Below are 17,970 nucleotides of genomic sequence, written 5' to 3'. Positions count from 1 at the left end.
GGTAAGAGAGGAATTAAGTACACATGAACAGACAAGAATTGATTGCAGAAGCATTAAAAGCGCGGGACACAGCGTATGTGCCGTATTCAAATTTCAGAGTGGGAGCCGCTCTTCTTACCAAAGACGGAAAAGTGTACAGAGGCTGCAACATTGAAAATGCGGCATACAGCATGTGCAACTGTGCTGAACGCACGGCGATATTCAAAGCTGTTTCCGAGGGGGATACGGAATTTGCGATGCTCGCCGTGGCTGCGGATACTCCGGGACCGGTTTCGCCGTGCGGAGCCTGCAGACAAGTAATTTCCGAGCTGTGCTCAAAGGATATGCTTGTTATTCTGACCAACTTACAAGGACAAATAAAAGAAATGACTGCGGAAGAATTATTGCCGGGCGCATTTTCATCGGAGGATTTACATGACGAACGAAAGCTTTAAATCAGGATTTGTATCTATCATCGGAAGGCCGAATGTAGGGAAGTCTACCTTTTTAAACAGGGTCATCGGTCAAAAGATCGCCATCATGAGCGACAAACCCCAGACGACAAGAAATAAAGTCCAAGGGGTGCTGACAACCGGCACGTCGCAGACCATTTTTATTGATACACCGGGCATTCACAAACCAAAGCACAAGCTTGGCGACTTTATGATGAAAGTGGCCCAGAATACGCTGAAAGAAGTTGACTTGGTGTTATTTATGATTAACGCCGAAGAAGGGTACGGAAAAGGCGACGAGTTTATCATTGAAAAGCTCGGACAGACGTCCACGCCGGTCTTTCTGATCGTAAACAAAATTGATAAGATCCACCCCGACCAGCTGCTTCTTTTAATTGATGAGTACCGTACGCGCTATCCGTTTAAGGAAATCGTGCCGATCTCAGCTTTGGAAGGGAACAACGTCGAAACCCTTCTCGCGCAGATTGAAGCGTATTTACCGGAAGGGCCTCAGTTCTATCCGAGCGATCAGGTGACTGACCATCCCGAGCGGTTCATTATTTCTGAACTGATCAGGGAAAAGGTGCTCCATCTGACAAGGGAAGAAGTGCCGCACAGCATCGCTGTCGCTATCGAGTCCATTAAAGGGCAGGAAAACGGCTCCGTCCATGTCGCTGCCACGATTGTGGTCGAGCGGGATTCTCAAAAAGGCATCGTCATCGGCAAAAAAGGAGCGCTTCTGAAAGAAGTCGGCAAAAGAGCGCGGGCTGATATTGAAGCTCTTTTGGGTTCGCGCGTTTACTTGGAATTATGGGTGAAAGTGCAGAAGGACTGGCGGAATAAAATGTCTCAGCTGCGTGATTTCGGCTTCAAAGAGGATGAATATTAATTCATCTAAGGCGCATGCCTGAGGTGTGAGATTACCTCACAGAAGCAGGGATTCGTTAGCAAAATTTGTTTAACATGAAAAGGAGGACATCAGGTCAAGATAAGGGTAAGAATTTGGATTGCAAAAGCTAGTTTAATGATGAAAGGTGGGTTTTTTGTGTTGAATTTTACCTGGAACGTATTTTCTCAAACAGGAAGTGTTGATACGTACCTTCTTTTTAAAGAACTGGAAAAAGAGAACCTGGAAAGACCCGAAGAACCGGAAGATGAGCTAGCCCGAATTGATTTTCCAATTTTGTAAACCTCTTGGCCCCTCCCGTTGTTGGAAGGTGCGGAAATGCTGACTAAATGTGAAGGAATCGTGCTCCGTACGAATGACTACGGGGAGACGAATAAAATCGTGACATTGCTGACGAGGGAACACGGCAAAATCGGCGTCATGGCAAGGGGCGCCAGGAAGTCAGCCAGCCGGCTGTCAGCAGTCAGCCAGCCGTTTTTGTACGGGTCATTTTTAATGCAAAGAACATCCGGACTCGGCACGCTCCAGCAGGGTGAAATGATTCTCAGCATGAGAACGATCAGAGAAGATTTATTTTTGACGGCGTATGCCGCTTTTATCGCTGAACTCACTGACAAAGGAACGGAAGAGAAGAAACCGAACCCCTATTTATTCGAATTGATTCTCGAATCCTTTAAGAGGCTGAATGACGGGACTGACCCGGACGTGATCACCTTCATCGTGCAGATGAAAATGCTCGGCGTCATGGGGCTGTATCCGGAGCTGAATCATTGTGTCCACTGCAAAAGCGGGGAAGGGACGTTTCATTTTTCGATAAGAGATAACGGGTTTATCTGCCACCGCTGCTTTGAAAAGGATCCGTACAGAGTTCCGATTTCGCCGCAAACGGCAAGGCTGCTAAGGCTTTTTTATTACTTTGATATCGGAAGGCTCGGCAGCGTCTCGTTAAAACAGGAAACCAAAAACGAAATTAAACGGGTCATTGATCTGTATTACGAGGAATACTCAGGACTTTATTTAAAGTCAAAACGGTTTTTAGATCAGATGGAAAGCATGAAGAACCTTTTGGATGAAAACAAAAGTTGACATTCTGCCCATCTTTTTATATGATCATTTATTATAAAATATGTTGCAGTGACAGAAAGAAGTACTTGCGTCCAACTCATACAAGCGACCTTAGGGCAGTGTAAGCTAAGGATGAGCGCGCAACGAAAGGCATTCTCGAGCAACCCTTTAAAAAGAGGCTGAGTGATTCACATCCTCAGCAACTAGGGTGGAACCGCGGGAGAACTCTCGTCCCTATGTTTGCGGCCGGCAAGCATAGAGACGGGAGTTTTTTGGTTGCCGCCGCACTTGTAAAAGAATGGAGAAAGTGGAGGTGCTTGAAATGAACATTCAAGATATGATTTTAACCTTGCAGAAGCACTGGTCGAATGAAGGCTGTGTGCTCATGCAGTCGTATGATGTGGAGAAAGGCGCAGGCACAATGAGCCCGTATACATTTTTACGAAGCATCGGGCCGGAACCGTGGAGAGTGGCTTACGTTGAGCCGTCCAGACGGCCTGCGGACGGACGGTACGGTGAAAACCCGAACAGGCTCTATCAGCATCACCAATTCCAAGTCATTATCAAGCCGTCGCCTGATAACATTCAAGAGCTTTACCTTGATTCATTGCGTGCGCTCGGCATTGACCCGCTTGAACATGATATCCGTTTCGTAGAAGACAACTGGGAAAACCCGTCTTTAGGCTGTGCAGGTCTCGGCTGGGAAGTATGGCTTGACGGGATGGAAATTACTCAGTTTACATACTTCCAGCAGGTGGGCGGAATTGAATGTAAACCGGTATCTGTTGAGATCACGTATGGTATTGAACGTCTCGCGTCATATATTCAGGACAAAGAAAACGTCTTTGATCTTGAATGGACGTCAGGATTTACTGTGAAAGATTTATTTATGATGGCTGAATATGAGCATTCCGTTTATACTTTTGAAACATCTGACGTGGATATGCTTTTCCATTTGTTCAGCACCTATGAAAAAGAAGCGATCAGACAAATGGATAACGGGCTCGTGCATCCGGCCTATGATTATGTGCTGAAATGCTCTCACACATTTAATCTGCTCGATGCAAAAGGCGCGATCTCGGTGACAGAGCGGACGGGTTATATCGGCCGTGTCCGCAACTTAGCGAGAAAAGTGGCAAAAACGTATTATGAAGAACGGGAAAAATTAGGGTTCCCAATGCTTAAAGAGGAGGGCTCTTCCCATGAGTAAACAAGACTTGCTTTTAGAGATCGGACTCGAGGAAATGCCGGCGCGGTTTTTACATGACAGCATGGTGCAGCTCGGTGAAAAGCTGACCGGCTGGCTGGCTGAAAAAAATATCGCTCATGGCGAAGTGAAACTTTTTAATACGCCGAGACGTCTGGCAGTATATATAAAAGACGTAGCAGAAAAACAGGCTGATATTCAGGAAGAAGCAAAAGGCCCTGCGAAAAAAATCGCTCTGGATGCTGACGGAAACTGGACAAAAGCCGCTATCGGATTTTCAAAAGGCCAAGGCGCCGGAGTGGATGACCTGTATATAAAAGATGTAAACGGCACGGAATATGTCTTCGTTCAAAAATTCCAGGCGGGACAAGAGACGAAGACACTTTTACCGCAGCTGGAAAATTTGATTGCCGGAATGCATTTTCCGAAAAACATGCGCTGGGGCACGCAGGATCTGCGCTATATCCGTCCGATCAAATGGATTGCCGCCCTCTTTGGAAAAGACGTCATTCCGTTTGAAATCACAAATGTCGAGACGGGCCGGAACACGCAGGGACACCGCTTTCTCGGCCAAGAAGTATCTGTTGATACGCCGGCATCATACGAAAAACTGCTGAAAGAACAAAGCGTCATTGCTGACCCGAAAGAACGCAAACAAATGATCCAAAGCCAGCTGGACGCGCTTGCGGCCGAGAAGAAATGGAACATTCCGATCGATGAGGACCTGCTGAACGAAGTCAACCATCTGGTGGAATACCCGACGGCGCTTTACGGATCTTTTGAATCCGAGTTTCTTTCTATCCCTGAAGAAGTGCTTGTGACAACAATGAAAGAGCATCAGCGCTACTTCCCGGTAAAAGATGAAAACGGGAATCTGCTGCCTCATTTTATTACGGTAAGAAACGGGAACAGCCATGCAATTGAAAATGTTGCCCGCGGAAACGAGAAAGTGCTGAGAGCAAGGCTTTCAGATGCTGCGTTCTTCTACAAAGAAGACCAAAAGCTGAACATTGATGAAAACGTGAAGAAACTGGAAAATATCGTTTTCCATGAAGAGCTCGGCTCCCTTGGAGATAAAGTAAGAAGAGTGGCCGCCATTGCGGGCAAACTTGCCGTCCGCCTGAAAGCGGATGAACAGACGCAAAAACTTGTGAAGCGCGCCGCAGAGATTTCTAAATTTGACCTGGTTACACATATGATCTATGAGTTCCCTGAGCTTCAAGGCGTAATGGGAGAAAAATATGCGCGCATGCTCGGTGAAGATGATGCCGTCGCTGCCGCTGTCAATGAGCACTATATGCCGAGAGCGGCCGGGGGAGAAGTGCCTTCAACCTTTACCGGCGCGGTCGTGGCGTTAGCTGATAAACTGGATACGATTGCTTCCTTCTTCAGCATTGACGTAATTCCGACAGGTTCTCAGGATCCGTACGGATTGCGCCGTCAGGCAAGCGGCATCGTTTCCATTCTGATCGACCGCAATTGGGGCATTTCGTTTAAAGAGCTGCTGTCATTGACAGAAACGGAAAAAGAAAATGAGCTCCTCGATTTCTTTACACAGCGTCTGAAATACGTCTTAAACGCTGAAGACATCCGTCATGACGTTATTGAAGCCGTTCTGGACAGCACAGAGCTTGAGCCGTATGCAGCCGTTCATAAGGCAAGAGTGCTTGAGAAGCACCTCGGCACACCCGGCTTTAAAGAAACGGCTGAATCACTCGGCCGGGTTATCTCTATCAGCAAAAAAGGCGAGAGCCGGGATATCAAGCCGGATCTGTTTGAAAATGAACAGGAGAAAAAGCTGTTTGACGCTTATCAAAAAACAAAAGACAGTGTCGCGGAAAGCTTTGCCTCCAAAAACTATGAACAGGCGCTTGATGTGCTCAGCGGATTAAAGGAGCCGATTGAAGACTACTTTAATCACACGATGGTAAATGCGGACGATGAAGCATTAAAAACCAATCGTTTAGCGCAAATGACCGCTCTTGCAGATGTGATCAAGTCTTTTGCTAATATGAATCATCTTATTGTAAAATAAAGAAAAAGACGGTTGCTGTGTGATCGGCAATCGTCTTTTCCCCTTTTACATAAACATCACAGAATGAAAACATAGATAAAGAAACCCTTCCATAAAGGTGGTGAGTACGATCGAATTAAATAAACGGCAAGAACAAATTTTACAGATTGTAAAGGAAAACGGCCCGATTACCGGAGAGCATATCGCAGAACAGCTCAATTTAACGAGGGCCACGCTGCGGCCGGACTTGGCCATACTCACCATGTCAGGCTTCTTAGAGGCCCGTCCGCGGGTCGGTTATTTTTATACGGGGAAAACGGGAAATCAGCTGCTTGCGGATAAACTGAAAAAGCTGCAAGTGAAAGATTTTCAATCGATCCCTGTTGTCATCAATGAAAATGTCTCGGTATACGATGCCATCTGCACCATGTTTTTAGAAGATGTCGGCACGTTATTTGTCGTAGATCGTGATGCTGTCTTAGTCGGTGTGCTGTCACGCAAAGATTTGCTGCGGGCGAGCATCGGCCAGCAGGAACTTGCCTCAATACCGGTTCATATTATCATGACAAGAATGCCGAATATCGCCGTCTGCCGGCGTGACGATTATGTGATGGACATCGCCAAGTATTTAATTGAAAAACAGATCGATGCCCTGCCCGTTATTAAAGATACGGATAAAGGCTTTGAGGTCATCGGCCGGTTTACCAAAACGAATATGACTAAGATACTTGTCAGTTTATCAGAAAATGAAATCATATAAGCTTGAAAACTAACGGGGGGATAACATGGACAATCGCATCATTTATGTAGTATCAGACTCAGTCGGAGAAACCGCCGAACTCGTTGTAAAAGCCTCGCTCAGCCAGTTTAACGGCTCAGCCGATGATACGCATATCAGAAGAATACCTTATGTGGAAGATATCGGCACCATTAATGAAGTCGTGTCTCTCGCCAAAGCGGACGGCGGCATTATTTGTTTTACGCTCGTTGTTCCTGAAATACGCAAATACCTGGTTGAACAAGCGGAAAAAGCGAATGTGCTGTATTACGATATTATCGGTCCGCTCATCGATAAAATGGAATCGGCTTACGGTCTGACCGCCAAATATGAACCGGGCCGCGTCCGCCAGCTTGATGAAGATTATTTCAAAAAGGTCGAGGCGATCGAGTTTGCCGTCAAATATGACGATGGCAGAGATCCAAGAGGCATTTTAAAAGCCGATATCATCTTGCTCGGAGTATCCAGAACGTCTAAAACCCCATTATCACAATATCTTGCCCATAAGCGTCTGAAAGTGGCCAATGTGCCGATCGTTCCTGAGGTCGATCCGCCGGAAGAACTGTTCAGCGTTGATCCGAAAAAATGCATCGGCTTAAAAATCAGCCCTGATAAACTGAACCATATACGAAAAGAACGGTTAAAATCTCTCGGCTTAAATGACAAAGCCATTTATGCCAATATCAACAGAATTAAAGAAGAGCTGGAGTATTTTGAGAAAATCGTGGACCGGATCGGCTGCCAAGTCGTTGATGTTTCGAATAAAGCGGTCGAGGAAACAGCGAACATCATTCATCATCTCAAAACAAAGGGCCGATAACTCAGGACGCTTTATCCTGGGTTTTTGGGTATGCAAATAGGGAATAAACAAAAAGGATGGCATCTTCGCGAAGTTTGTATTATAATAAAAAATTGTGATAAAATGTTTATTTTTAGGTTTAAGCTTCGTGTGATACGAATAAACTATTATGGGTAAGATGTCAAGAATAACTCCCGGAAATTTTTCGACAAAGCTCAAAATAGATCCGCAGTCATGGAGCATATGCGATTTCGCTTGTTTTTATGCAGGAGATTGATGGAGGGATGGAGAATTAGTCTTCTAAATGAAAAAGAAAAGACGATTTTTGTCGATGCAGACGCATGCCCCGTAAAAGAGGAAATAATGCTCATTGCATCGCAATTCAGCGTTCGGGTTATTTTCGTCGCATCATTTGAACACTACCAGCTTTCCAGAAGCAAAGACGAGAACTGGGTATACGTTGATCCTCATAAAGAAGCGGCGGATTTATATATCGCAAACCATGTGAGATCGGGAGACGTCGTAGTCACGCAGGATATCGGTTTAGCCTCTCTTTTGCTGAACAGAAATATTGCCGTCTTATCGGAAAGGGGCCGTTCTTATACTGAAGACACGATTGATTTCGCTCTGATGAGCCGTCATATGTCAGGCAAAATGAGAAGAAGCGGCATTCATTCCAAAGGACCTAAAAAATTAAATAAAGAAGATCGGAATCGATTTGTTACCCTGCTTAAAAAAATCCTGTCGAATGATGAAGGGATTTCAAATCAAAACATCGAATAATGTACGACGGAGTGTTATAAGATGGGAAACCGCATACCAGATGAAGTAGTTAATCAGGTGCAGCAGTCAGCAGACATTGTTGAAGTCATAGGTGATTATGTCCAATTGAAAAAGCAAGGCCGCAACTACTTTGGGCTCTGTCCGTTTCACGGAGAAAACACGCCCTCGTTTTCCGTCTCCAGCGATAAGCAGATCTTTCATTGCTTCGGATGCGGTGCGGGCGGGAACGTTTTCTCTTTCTTACGGCAGATGGAAGGCTATTCATTTACGGAAGCTGTTTCTCACCTTGCGGATAAATATCAGATTGATTTCCCTGATGATATAACGATTCACTCTGCATCCAGGCCGGAATCTTCCGGAGAGCAGAAGATGGCGGAAGCCCACGAGCTTCTGAAGAAATTTTACCATCATTTGCTAATAAATACAAAGGAAGGCCAGGAAGCGTTAGATTACCTTTTATCAAGGGGTTTTACGAAAGAGCTCATAGATGAGTTTGAAATCGGCTACGCGCTGGATTCCTGGGATTTCATGACGAAATTCTTGAAAAAGCGCGGTTTTGAGGAAGAACTGATGGAAAAAGCGGGTCTGCTGATCAGAAGGGAAGACGGCAGCGGGTATTTTGACCGTTTCAGAAACAGAATTATGTTTCCCATTCATGATCACCACGGAGCCGTGGCGGCTTTTTCAGGAAGGGCGCTCGGAAGCCAGCAGCCGAAATATATGAACAGCCCGGAAACGCCGCTGTTTCATAAATCTAAGCTTCTGTATAACTTTCATAAGGCGCGCCTGCCGATCAGGAAAGAGGAGAGAGCCGTTCTGTTTGAAGGCTTCGCTGACGTCATATCCGCCGTCAGCTCAGGCGTAAAAGAAAGTATCGCCACAATGGGGACGTCGCTCACCGAAGAACATGTGAAAATCCTCAGGAGAAATGTTCAGGAGGTCATTCTCTGTTACGATTCGGATAAAGCCGGGTACGAAGCTACGCTGAAAGCGGCCGGCCTGCTCCAGAAAGCCGATTGTAAGGTAAGAGTAAGCATGCTGCCTGACGGGCTTGATCCTGATGATTATATCAGAACCCGGGGCGGAGAAAAATTCCGGACCGATATCATTGATGCAAGCGTTACGGTCATGGCTTTTAAAATGCAATATTTCCGCAAAGGGAAAAACTTATCTGACGAAGGAGACCGGCTCGCTTACATGAAAGAAGTGCTGAAAGAAATCAGCGCTCTTTCCGGGTCGCTTGAGCAGGAAATGTATGTGAAGCAGCTCGCCTCGGAATTTTCTCTTTCGGTAGAATCTTTGACGGAACAGCTTTCCATCTACGCCAGACAAAACGCCCCCGGCGACAAAAACGCTGAACCGCAGACAAGACGGGCCCGGGTGACGACAAAAGCGAAACGGCGCCGTCTCCGTCCCGCCTATGAGAACGCGGAAAGACTTCTGCTCGCTCATATGCTGAGAGACCGAAACGTCATAAAGAAAGTGATTGAGCGTGTCGGCTTTGAATTTAACATTGACGGACATCGTGCGCTGGCAGCATACCTGTACGCTGTTTATGAAGAGGGTGCTGACATGACGCCGCAGCATCTTATGGCGAGAATGCAGGATGAGGAAATCAGCCAGCTGCTTTCAGATATAGGGATGCTCCAAGTAAACGAGGAGCTCTCAGAGGCCGAGTTATCCGATTACGTAAAAAAAGTGTTGGATCACCGAAAATGGTCAATGATAAAGGAAAAAGAAGCAGAAAGAGCGGATGCGGAGAGGCAGAAAGACTTCGTGAAAGCTGCGTCTCTGGCTCAAGAAATTGTTGCATTGAACCGATCATTAAAGTAACACCAAAAAGAGGCTTGCGTTCTGATTGGCAATGATTCCTTGCGGAGGAGCAAATAGATCGCTTAACCTCATCATGAATTGTCATTTATTATCCGCAGCCCTGCATGCTGAAAAAGAGAGAAGGCTTCCGGGTCGGATAAGAAACATACCGCTTTTAGAATTCGTTGCAAGCTTTGGAAGGAGGGATCCATAATGGCTGATAAACAAACCCACGAAACAGAAACAGAACTTACATTAGACCAGGTAAAAGAACAACTTACTGAAACTGGAAAAAAACGTGGCGTTTTAACATATGAAGAAATTGCTGAACGCATGTCCAGCTTTGAAATTGAATCAGACCAAATGGATGAGTATTATGAATTTTTAGGAGAACAAGGTGTTGAATTAATTAGTGAAAATGAAGAAACGGAAGATCCTAATATTCAACAGCTTGCCAAAGCCGAAGAAGAATTTGACCTTAATGACCTCAGCGTACCGCCTGGCGTAAAGATCAATGATCCAGTCCGCATGTACCTTAAGGAAATCGGACGGGTAAATCTTCTTTCTGCTAAAGAAGAAATCACCTACGCTCAAAAAATTGAAGAGGGTGACGAGGAATCTAAACGCAGACTGGCTGAAGCAAACCTTCGTTTAGTTGTCAGCATTGCTAAACGGTATGTCGGCCGCGGCATGCTTTTCTTAGACTTGATCCAAGAAGGAAACATGGGTCTCATGAAAGCCGTCGAGAAGTTTGACTACCGTAAAGGATATAAATTCAGTACGTATGCGACTTGGTGGATCAGACAGGCGATTACACGCGCCATCGCTGACCAGGCGAGAACAATCCGTATCCCGGTTCACATGGTGGAAACCATCAACAAATTAATCCGGGTGCAGCGTCAGCTTCTTCAGGATCTTGGCAGAGAGCCGACACCGGAAGAGATTGCTGAAGACATGGATCTTACGCCTGAAAAAGTCCGTGAAATATTAAAAATTGCTCAAGAGCCTGTTTCTTTAGAAACGCCGATCGGTGAAGAAGACGACTCACATCTCGGTGACTTCATCGAAGACCAGGAAGCGACATCTCCGTCGGATCATGCGGCATATGAGCTTTTAAAAGAACAGCTGGAAGATGTGCTGGATACGTTGACAGATCGTGAAGAAAACGTGCTGCGTCTCCGTTTCGGTCTGGATGACGGACGCACAAGAACTTTGGAAGAAGTCGGCAAAGTGTTTGGAGTAACGAGAGAGCGTATTCGCCAAATTGAAGCAAAAGCGCTTCGCAAATTGAGACATCCGAGCAGAAGCAAACGTCTGAAGGATTTTCTCGAATAGAATGGAACGGGTCTTTTTGATCCGTTCTTTTTTATGTATAAGATATATGGATAATATACCTTTATTTTACTGGATAAGCATATGTTTTGCAAATGAGTTCGGAAAAAATGCGGCATGTCCTGAAAGGGGGAAAATGAGATAAGTTTATTTATATTCTTTATTGTAAGCGTATACAATTCATTATACAATAGAATAAAGATAATTTTGTGATAAACAAAACAGTTATTTTTGCTTTTTGTATAAATTGTGAAATCAATGAAATTGCTGAGCAAGACCATTTACTTTTTGTAAAAATAAGTTAGAATTAGAAGTGTTTACATAGGGGGAGAATGAAAAAGGGGGATGGAGATATGAAGTGGAATCCGCTGATTCCTTTTTTGCTCATTGCAGTGCTGGGAATAGGGCTGACTTTCTTTTTAGCTGTAAAAGGCAACGGAGATGCGCATCAGATCGCAAGCGGCGGTGAAAGCAAAAATGCCGAGAAGGAAACTGCAAACGCTTCACCTGAAGAGATTTATAAAGCGAACTGCATCACCTGTCACGGGGAAAACTATGAAGGTGTGTCAGGGCCGAACTTAAAAGGCGTCGGCAAAAGAAAAGATGTCGCTGAGATTAAAACAAAAATTGAAAAAGGCGGCAACGGGATGCCCGCGGGCCTTGTGCCGGCCGAAAAGCTGGATGACATGGCAAAATGGGTTTCTGACATTAAATAAAGCTTTACCGGTCCCTATATAAAAGACATATGAAAAACTCTATCCGCCGCTTGGATTCCGGGCGGTTTTTTTATATGATAGTAAAGGAAAAAGAACCTGAGAAAAGTTGTGATATTGTGAATGAAATGAAGTTATCTAAAAGATTGCAGTCTGTGGCGGAATATATCCCTCCGGGTGCCCTGGTTGCTGATATCGGGTCGGACCACGCGTATCTTCCTTGCTATGCCGTTTTGAATCATTTGGCAAGCCGGGCAATCGCCGGTGAAATTACAGACGGGCCGTATCTATCCGCCAAACAGCAGGTGGAAAAACTGGACTTAAGCACTCTTATCTCCGTAAGGAAAGGTGACGGGCTGAGCGTCCTTGAAAAAGGAGAAGCCGGCGCCATTACAATCGCGGGCATGGGCGGAGCACTGATCGCTCATATTTTGGAGTCGGGAAAAACGAAATTGACGGGGCGTGAACGGCTGATTCTGCAGCCGAATATTCATGCCGTTCATATAAGAGAGTGGCTGTATCAGGAAGGCTATGAACTGCTTGATGAAGTGATTCTCGAAGAAGACGGAAAGTGTTATGAAATCCTCGTTGCGGAAACTGGCGACCGTGATACGCCTTATCGGGACGTGCCGATGGCTGCCGGAATGCTTGCGGGTCCGTTTTTATTAAAAGAGAGGAATGAAGTGTTTCTTCGGAAATGGAGCCAGGAACTTAAGCATACTGAACAAATTTATGAACAGATCAGCCGCAGCGCAAAGCATGAAAATCATGAAAAATTAGCTGAATTGAAAGAGCGGATCTCTCTGCTGAAGGAGGTAATCGGACATGCCTAAACATGTGAACGGACAGGAAATCATCCAGCTGTTTGAACAATTTTCACCGAAGGCTTTTGCGGTGGAAGGAGACAAAATCGGCCTGCAGATCGGTACATTGAATAAGCCGGTGAAAAATGTCATGGTGACACTGGATGTTCTGGAACAAACGGTAGATGAAGCCATTGAGAAAAAAGTTGACTTAATTATCGCCCACCATCCGCCGATTTTTCGGCCGCTTAAACAGATCACCACTGATCAGCCTGGCGGAAGACTGATTGAGAAATGTATAAAGCATGATATTGCCGTATATGCGGCTCATACGAATCTTGATGTAGCGGACGGCGGTGTTAATGACCTGCTTGCCGAAGCTCTCGGCCTGACAGACACAGAGGTGCTCGTCCCGACATACTCGGACCCGCTGAAAAAGCTTGCCGTATATGTTCCGAAAGACTATGAAGAAGCTGTAAGAACCGCACTCGGTAACGCCGGAGCGGGACATATCGGCAATTACAGCCATTGCGCGTTCTCCTCTGAGGGAATCGGCAGCTTTAAGCCGCTGGACGGGGCAGAACCGTTTATCGGACAGACGGGAGAACTGGAGCTCGTCCATGAAGTGAGACTTGAGACCGTTTTTCCGGCAAGTATGGAGAGAACCGTCGTAAAAGCGCTGAAAAAAAGCCATCCGTATGAAGAAGTGGCATATGATATTTATCCGGTGGAGCAGTCTCCGCTTGAAAAAGGGCTCGGCCGCATCGGAAAACTTCAGCAAGACATGACGCTTGAAGAGTTTGCGCTGTTTGTGAAAGAAAAGTTTGACGTTAACGGAGTACGGATGGTCGGAGAGCGAAACAGCAAGGTGAAAAAAGTCGCGGTTCTTGGCGGTGACGGAAATAAATATATTTATCAGGCAAAGCGGAAGGGTGCAGATGTTTACGTGACGGGCGATCTTTATTTCCATGTAGCGCATGATGCGATGATGATGGGATTAAACGTTGTGGACCCTGGGCATTATGCTGAAAAGATCATGAGAAAAGGCACGGCTGAGAAGCTTACGGCAATGGCCGGAGAGAAAAACTATGACGTGCGCATTTTCGCTTCCGAAACAGATACAAACCCATTTACCTTCTTATAAAAAAACTGAGGCCCCGGGCCTCAGTTTTTTATTTTTACTTTCGGAAGGATTTTTTTAAGCGGCACACTGTGTTCAAGCTGCCATGTCGATTCATCGTTGTGGTCAAACTGCTCTAAAAAGCGGATGACTTCCTTTGTAATCGGTGTCGGTGTTGATGCGCCTGCGGTAACGGCGACGGTATTGACGTCTTTCAGCCATTCGAGCTTCAGTTCACTGATGTCTCCGATTCGGTAGGCTTTTGTTCCGGCGATTTCTTCTGACACTTGCGCCAGTCTGTTGGAGTTATTGCTTTTCGGATCACCGACAACAATGGTTAAGTCCGCTTTTTTTGCCTGCTCTGATACAGCTTCTTGACGAACCTGTGTGGCCAGGCAGATTTCCTGATGGTATTCCACGTACGGGTACTTTTCTTTGACTGATTCCATAATATCGTGGACGTCCCACTGGGACATTGTCGTTTGGTTTGTAACGATTAATTTCTCAGCCTGAATATCGAGATTTCTCACGTCTTCCTCTGTTTCAACGAGATGAACGATTTCAGGAGCGACGCCGACGGCTCCTTCAGGCTCGGGGTGGCCTTTTTTGCCGATGTATATGACGTGATAGCCTTCAGCTTTTACTTTCCGGATTAAGTCATGTGTTTTCGTGACGTCCGGGCATGTGGCGTCAATCGTAACGAGCCCTTTTTCCTCAGCGACTTTTCTTACTTCCGGAGATACCCCGTGAGCCGTGAAAATAACGGTTCCTTTTTCCACCTGCTTTAAAATCTCCAGACGGTTTGTGCCGTCAAGCGTGTAAATGCCGTCTTCCTCAAAAGCATCTGTGACATGCTTATTATGAACAATCATTCCGAGTATATATATAGGTCTTGGCAGTGTTTTATCGAGTGACGCGTTTTTAGCTATGACCATGGCATCAACAACGCCGTAACAGTAGCCGCGCGGCGATATTTTGATAACGTTCAATGTAGATGTCCTCCTATCAAAAGTGAGTGTAGAGGCAATATAAAAAGCCGTAGTTAAACGGCTCAAATCTTGCATTCTTCTGATCTCATTATAGCTAATCTTTCGTGAGATATCAAAGAATGTTAAATATATAATTTCGGCTTTGATCTGCCCGATGTTCTTTTTGGACGCGGCTGTTCCGCTGAGTCTGCCTGTGCGGCGTCTTTTTCTTTTGAAGCGGATGCTTTTTCAGACGTCTTCTTTGATGTTTTGGATGAGGCGTCTGATTTGTTTTCATCTTCTGTTTCATCTGTTTTTTCAGCTTCATCCTTTTTGTCCTGTTCGTCTGTTTCTTTCGTCTCGTCAGATTCATTCTCGTCATCACTGCTGCTTAATTGGCTGTAAAGCTTCATCATGGCGGGCAGACTCCGTACTAAAGGACCGTACTGCTGGATCATCGGCGTAACCTGCTGCGCCACGCCGAGCACCTTCTGAACGTTGCCGAGCATGCTCGACAGGGATGCCGGACTTGCCAGGTTCTGTATTCCCTGCAATCCTGCACCTGCTCCTCCGCTGGCCGCCGCCGGTGCCGACGCGGCAGCGCTTCCTCCTCCTGAACCGGGTAAAAAACGGGAAAGCATCCCTTTTAAGCCCCCTCCGCCGCCCGTGCCTGCGTTTCTCAGGCCCGCTCCGGCAATCTGCTGCTGAGGGAAAAGCTGCCGGCCCTGCTGCATCAGCTGCCGGCCCGGCAATGACGGTCTTCCTCCCATCATCATACGCGGATTCATAAACGGCCGGCCCTGCTGCGCCATATTTCTCATCGGCTGCTGTGGAAACATACTTGTACCTCCTTTCTGTCTCTCTGCTATTACAATATGCATCGGAGGGGGCATTTGCTTTTCTGTCTCGAAAACAGGATTCCCCCGAGACATGGTGTTTTTAAGTAAAATCGGTTATAATGTGATGATGGACACAGAATGTGCCGCTTTAAGGAGCTGGGAAAAATGAAAGAAACTAAATTTGATGGATACAACTTAAAACCGTTTATTATAGATGCAGTTCACCGCCTTGGTTTTTATGAACCGACAGATATTCAAAAGCGTCTGATACCTGCCGTACTGAAAAACGAAAGCGTGATCGGGCAGTCCCAGACGGGGACGGGGAAAACCCACGCCTATTTATTGCCAATTTTGAATCGGATTGATCCGGGTTCTGATACGGTACAGGCTGTTATCACGGCGCCGACGAGAGAGCTTGCCAATCAGATTCATCAGGAAGCGCTCAAAATCACACAGGGTGCGGAAGATGAGCCGATCCGGACAAAATGCTTCATCGGCGGGACGGACAAGCAAAAATCAATTGATAAGCTGAAAACACAGCCTCATCTCGTCGTCGGAACGCCGGGCCGGATCGCGGATCTGATTAAGGCGCAGGCATTGAACGTCTATAAAGCGCAGTCTCTCGTCATTGACGAAGCTGATCTGATGCTTGACATGGGCTTTTTAGAAGACGTTGATTTCATCGGATCGCGTATGCCGGAAGAACTTCAGATGCTAGTGTTCTCAGCTACGATTCCGGAAAAGCTGAAGCCGTTTTTGAAAAAGTATATGGAAAATCCGAAGTACGCGCATGTTGAGCCGAAAAGAATCACAGCCGAAAAGATTGAACATGTTTTGGTTCCTTCTAAACAGCGTGATAAAGACAAACTGCTTTTTGATATGATGTCTCATCTGAACCCTTATCTGGGCATTGTGTTTGCAAATACGAAAAACACGGCTGACCATATTGCGAAATATCTGACTGAAAAGGGCATGAGGATCGGTCTTCTGCACGGGGGATTAACGCCGCGTGAGCGTAAGAAGGTAATGAAGCAGATTAATGATCTGGAATTCACTTATGTCATTGCGACAGACCTTGCGGCAAGAGGAATTGACATTAAAGGCGTAAGCCACGTCATCAACTATGAGCTTCCGGACGATCTGGATTTTTATGTTCACCGCGTCGGTAGAACTGCACGCGCCGGTTCATCAGGTCAAGCACTGACCATTTATGAGCTTTCTGACGAAGATGCGCTCGTAAGACTCGAAAAGATGGGTATTGTGTTTGACTATGCGGAGCTTGTAAACGGCGAATGGAAGAAAGGCGATGACCGCCACCGCCGCAAAAAACGCAAAAAATCGGAGAATGAGGCCGACCAAATGGCGAAGCGCCTCGTGAAAAAACCGAAAAAAGTGAAGCCGGGCTATAAAAAGAAAATGAGCTACGAAATGGAAAAGATAAAAAGAAAGCAGAGAAGAAACAAATCTAACAAAGGAAAGTAGGGGAATCGGGTTGCTGAAAATAGGTTCACACGTCTCAATGAGCGGAAAACATATGCTCCTTGCCGCAAGCAAGGAAGCTGTTTCGTACGGGGCGAATACATTTATGATCTATACGGGCGCTCCCCAAAACACGCGCCGCAAAAAAATTGAAGACTTGAATATTGAAGCGGGCCGCGCCCATATGAAGGAAAACGGCATCGACGAGATTGTCGTGCATGCGCCGTACATCATTAACATCGGAAATACGACAAATCCGGCAACGTTTGAGCTGGGCGTTGATTTTCTGCGTTCTGAAATTGAAAGAACGGCAGCGATCGGCGCGAAACAAATCGTGCTTCATCCAGGAGCGCATGTCGGAGCCGGGGCTGAGACGGGCATCAAAAAAATCATTGAAGGTTTAAACGAAGTGATTGTTCCCGGTCAAAACGTGCAGATTGCGCTGGAAACAATGGCGGGCAAAGGATCAGAATGCGGAAGAAGCTTTGAAGAGCTGGCCGAGATCATTGCGGGAGTCACGCATAATGAACATCTATCCGTCTGCTTTGACACTTGCCACACCCATGACGCCGGGTATGATGTCGCTAATGATTTTGACGGTGTTCTTAACGAGTTTGATAAAATCGTCGGCATCGATCGGATAAAAGTCCTTCATGTTAACGACAGTAAAAATATCAAAGGCGCCCGGAAAGACCGCCATGAAAATATCGGGTTCGGAGAGATCGGTTTTGACGCTCTGCAGTACATCGTTCATCACGAGCAGCTTGCCGATATTCCGAAAATCCTCGAAACACCGTATGTAGGCGAAGACAAGAAAAATAAGAAGCCGCCGTATCGTTTTGAAATCGAAATGCTGAAAGAAAAGCAGTTTGATAAGGAGCTTCTTGAAAAAATATCAGCTCAATAAGAAAGAAAGGAGG

18 protein-coding genes are annotated in these 17,970 nt (G+C 46.1%); 16 read left to right on the top strand and 2 right to left on the bottom strand.

The annotated features are described in order from the left end of the window. Window positions 1-23: 23 nt before the first annotated feature. The 14 genes from GNE05_RS13250 to GNE05_RS13185 all read left to right on the top strand — a co-directional run bounded on the left by GNE05_RS13250 (window position 24) and on the right by GNE05_RS13185 (window position 13,788). Window positions 24-434, top strand: coding sequence for a cytidine deaminase (locus tag GNE05_RS13250; RefSeq protein WP_003152976.1), 411 nt, complete (start codon window positions 24-26; stop codon window positions 432-434). Beyond that, window positions 415-1,320: a GTPase Era gene (gene era / locus GNE05_RS13245; protein ID WP_007408285.1), complete on the top strand. Its 906-nt coding sequence runs from the start codon at window positions 415-417 to the stop codon at window positions 1,318-1,320. Before GNE05_RS13250 ends, era begins: the two co-directional genes overlap by 20 nt. Before the next feature lie 156 nt (window positions 1,321-1,476). Beyond that, window positions 1,477-1,620 (top strand): YqzL family protein, encoded by a 144-nt coding sequence (locus GNE05_RS13240; protein WP_007408286.1) that lies wholly within the window; start codon window positions 1,477-1,479, stop codon window positions 1,618-1,620. Between the two features lie 36 nt (window positions 1,621-1,656). Then, a complete protein-coding gene (gene recO, locus GNE05_RS13235) occupies window positions 1,657-2,424 on the top strand; it encodes a DNA repair protein RecO (RefSeq protein ID WP_007408287.1) in 768 nt (255 codons plus the stop codon). 301 nt (window positions 2,425-2,725) lie between these two features. Further along, entirely contained in the window at window positions 2,726-3,613 is an 888-nt protein-coding gene (gene glyQ, locus GNE05_RS13230) for a glycine--tRNA ligase subunit alpha (protein ID WP_003152984.1), read from the top strand. After that, window positions 3,606-5,645 carry a glycine--tRNA ligase subunit beta gene (gene glyS / locus GNE05_RS13225; RefSeq protein ID WP_021494328.1) on the top strand — a complete coding sequence of 680 codons (2,040 nt, stop codon included), beginning with the start codon at window positions 3,606-3,608 and terminating at the stop codon, window positions 5,643-5,645. Before glyQ ends, glyS begins: the two co-directional genes overlap by 8 nt. 100 nt (window positions 5,646-5,745) lie before the next feature. Beyond that, window positions 5,746-6,384, top strand: a complete 639-nt coding sequence (gene ccpN, locus GNE05_RS13220) for a transcriptional regulator CcpN (RefSeq protein WP_003152989.1) — start codon at window positions 5,746-5,748, stop codon at window positions 6,382-6,384. Window positions 6,385-6,409: 25 nt separating this feature from the next. Further along, window positions 6,410-7,222, top strand: a complete 813-nt coding sequence (locus GNE05_RS13215; protein ID WP_017418169.1) for a pyruvate, water dikinase regulatory protein — start codon at window positions 6,410-6,412, stop codon at window positions 7,220-7,222. Between the two features lie 255 nt (window positions 7,223-7,477). Continuing rightward, window positions 7,478-7,984 carry a YaiI/YqxD family protein gene (locus GNE05_RS13210; protein ID WP_014418404.1) on the top strand — a complete coding sequence of 169 codons (507 nt, stop codon included), beginning with the start codon at window positions 7,478-7,480 and terminating at the stop codon, window positions 7,982-7,984. Window positions 7,985-8,005: 21 nt separating this feature from the next. Continuing rightward, window positions 8,006-9,817: a DNA primase gene (gene dnaG, locus GNE05_RS13205; protein ID WP_007408290.1), complete on the top strand. Its 1,812-nt coding sequence runs from the start codon at window positions 8,006-8,008 to the stop codon at window positions 9,815-9,817. 192 nt (window positions 9,818-10,009) lie between these two features. Then, on the top strand, window positions 10,010-11,131 hold the full coding sequence (gene rpoD / locus GNE05_RS13200) for an RNA polymerase sigma factor RpoD (RefSeq protein ID WP_003152998.1): 1,122 nt from the start codon (window positions 10,010-10,012) through the stop codon (window positions 11,129-11,131). Window positions 11,132-11,481: 350 nt separating this feature from the next. Continuing rightward, window positions 11,482-11,844 carry a cytochrome c550 gene (gene cccA, locus GNE05_RS13195; RefSeq protein ID WP_003152999.1) on the top strand — a complete coding sequence of 121 codons (363 nt, stop codon included), beginning with the start codon at window positions 11,482-11,484 and terminating at the stop codon, window positions 11,842-11,844. Between the two features lie 125 nt (window positions 11,845-11,969). After that, window positions 11,970-12,674 carry a tRNA (adenine(22)-N(1))-methyltransferase gene (locus GNE05_RS13190; RefSeq protein WP_155515264.1) on the top strand — a complete coding sequence of 235 codons (705 nt, stop codon included), beginning with the start codon at window positions 11,970-11,972 and terminating at the stop codon, window positions 12,672-12,674. Beyond that, window positions 12,667-13,788: a Nif3-like dinuclear metal center hexameric protein gene (locus tag GNE05_RS13185; RefSeq protein ID WP_014418401.1), complete on the top strand. Its 1,122-nt coding sequence runs from the start codon at window positions 12,667-12,669 to the stop codon at window positions 13,786-13,788. The genes GNE05_RS13190 and GNE05_RS13185 overlap by 8 nt, the downstream gene beginning before the upstream one ends. A 20-nt stretch (window positions 13,789-13,808) precedes the next feature. Here the strand turns inward: GNE05_RS13185 and GNE05_RS13180 are convergent, their stop codons facing one another. Both GNE05_RS13180 and vrrA read right to left on the bottom strand, forming a co-directional pair. Further along, a complete protein-coding gene (locus GNE05_RS13180) occupies window positions 13,809-14,753 on the bottom strand; it encodes a 4-hydroxy-3-methylbut-2-enyl diphosphate reductase (protein ID WP_014418400.1) in 945 nt (314 codons plus the stop codon). Window positions 14,754-14,875: 122 nt separating this feature from the next. Continuing rightward, the gene (gene vrrA / locus GNE05_RS13175) at window positions 14,876-15,571 is read right to left on the bottom strand and encodes a VrrA/YqfQ family protein (protein WP_012118006.1); all 696 of its coding nucleotides are present in this window, start codon (window positions 15,569-15,571) and stop codon (window positions 14,876-14,878) included. A gap of 165 nt (window positions 15,572-15,736) precedes the next feature. On the opposite strand from vrrA, the gene GNE05_RS13170 reads away from it, so the two are divergent. Next, window positions 15,737-17,053: a DEAD/DEAH box helicase gene (locus GNE05_RS13170; protein ID WP_014418399.1), complete on the top strand. Its 1,317-nt coding sequence runs from the start codon at window positions 15,737-15,739 to the stop codon at window positions 17,051-17,053. Between the two features lie 10 nt (window positions 17,054-17,063). Beyond that, window positions 17,064-17,957: a deoxyribonuclease IV gene (locus GNE05_RS13165; protein WP_014418398.1), complete on the top strand. Its 894-nt coding sequence runs from the start codon at window positions 17,064-17,066 to the stop codon at window positions 17,955-17,957. The last annotated feature ends 13 nt before the right edge of the window (window positions 17,958-17,970 follow it).

It is taken from the genome of Bacillus sp. AM1(2019), from assembly GCF_009906915.1.
Classification (GTDB): domain Bacteria; phylum Bacillota; class Bacilli; order Bacillales; family Bacillaceae; genus Bacillus; species Bacillus velezensis.
The sequence above is the reverse complement of the archived record's forward strand: the minus strand, read 5'-3'. Positions and strand labels throughout refer to the sequence as shown.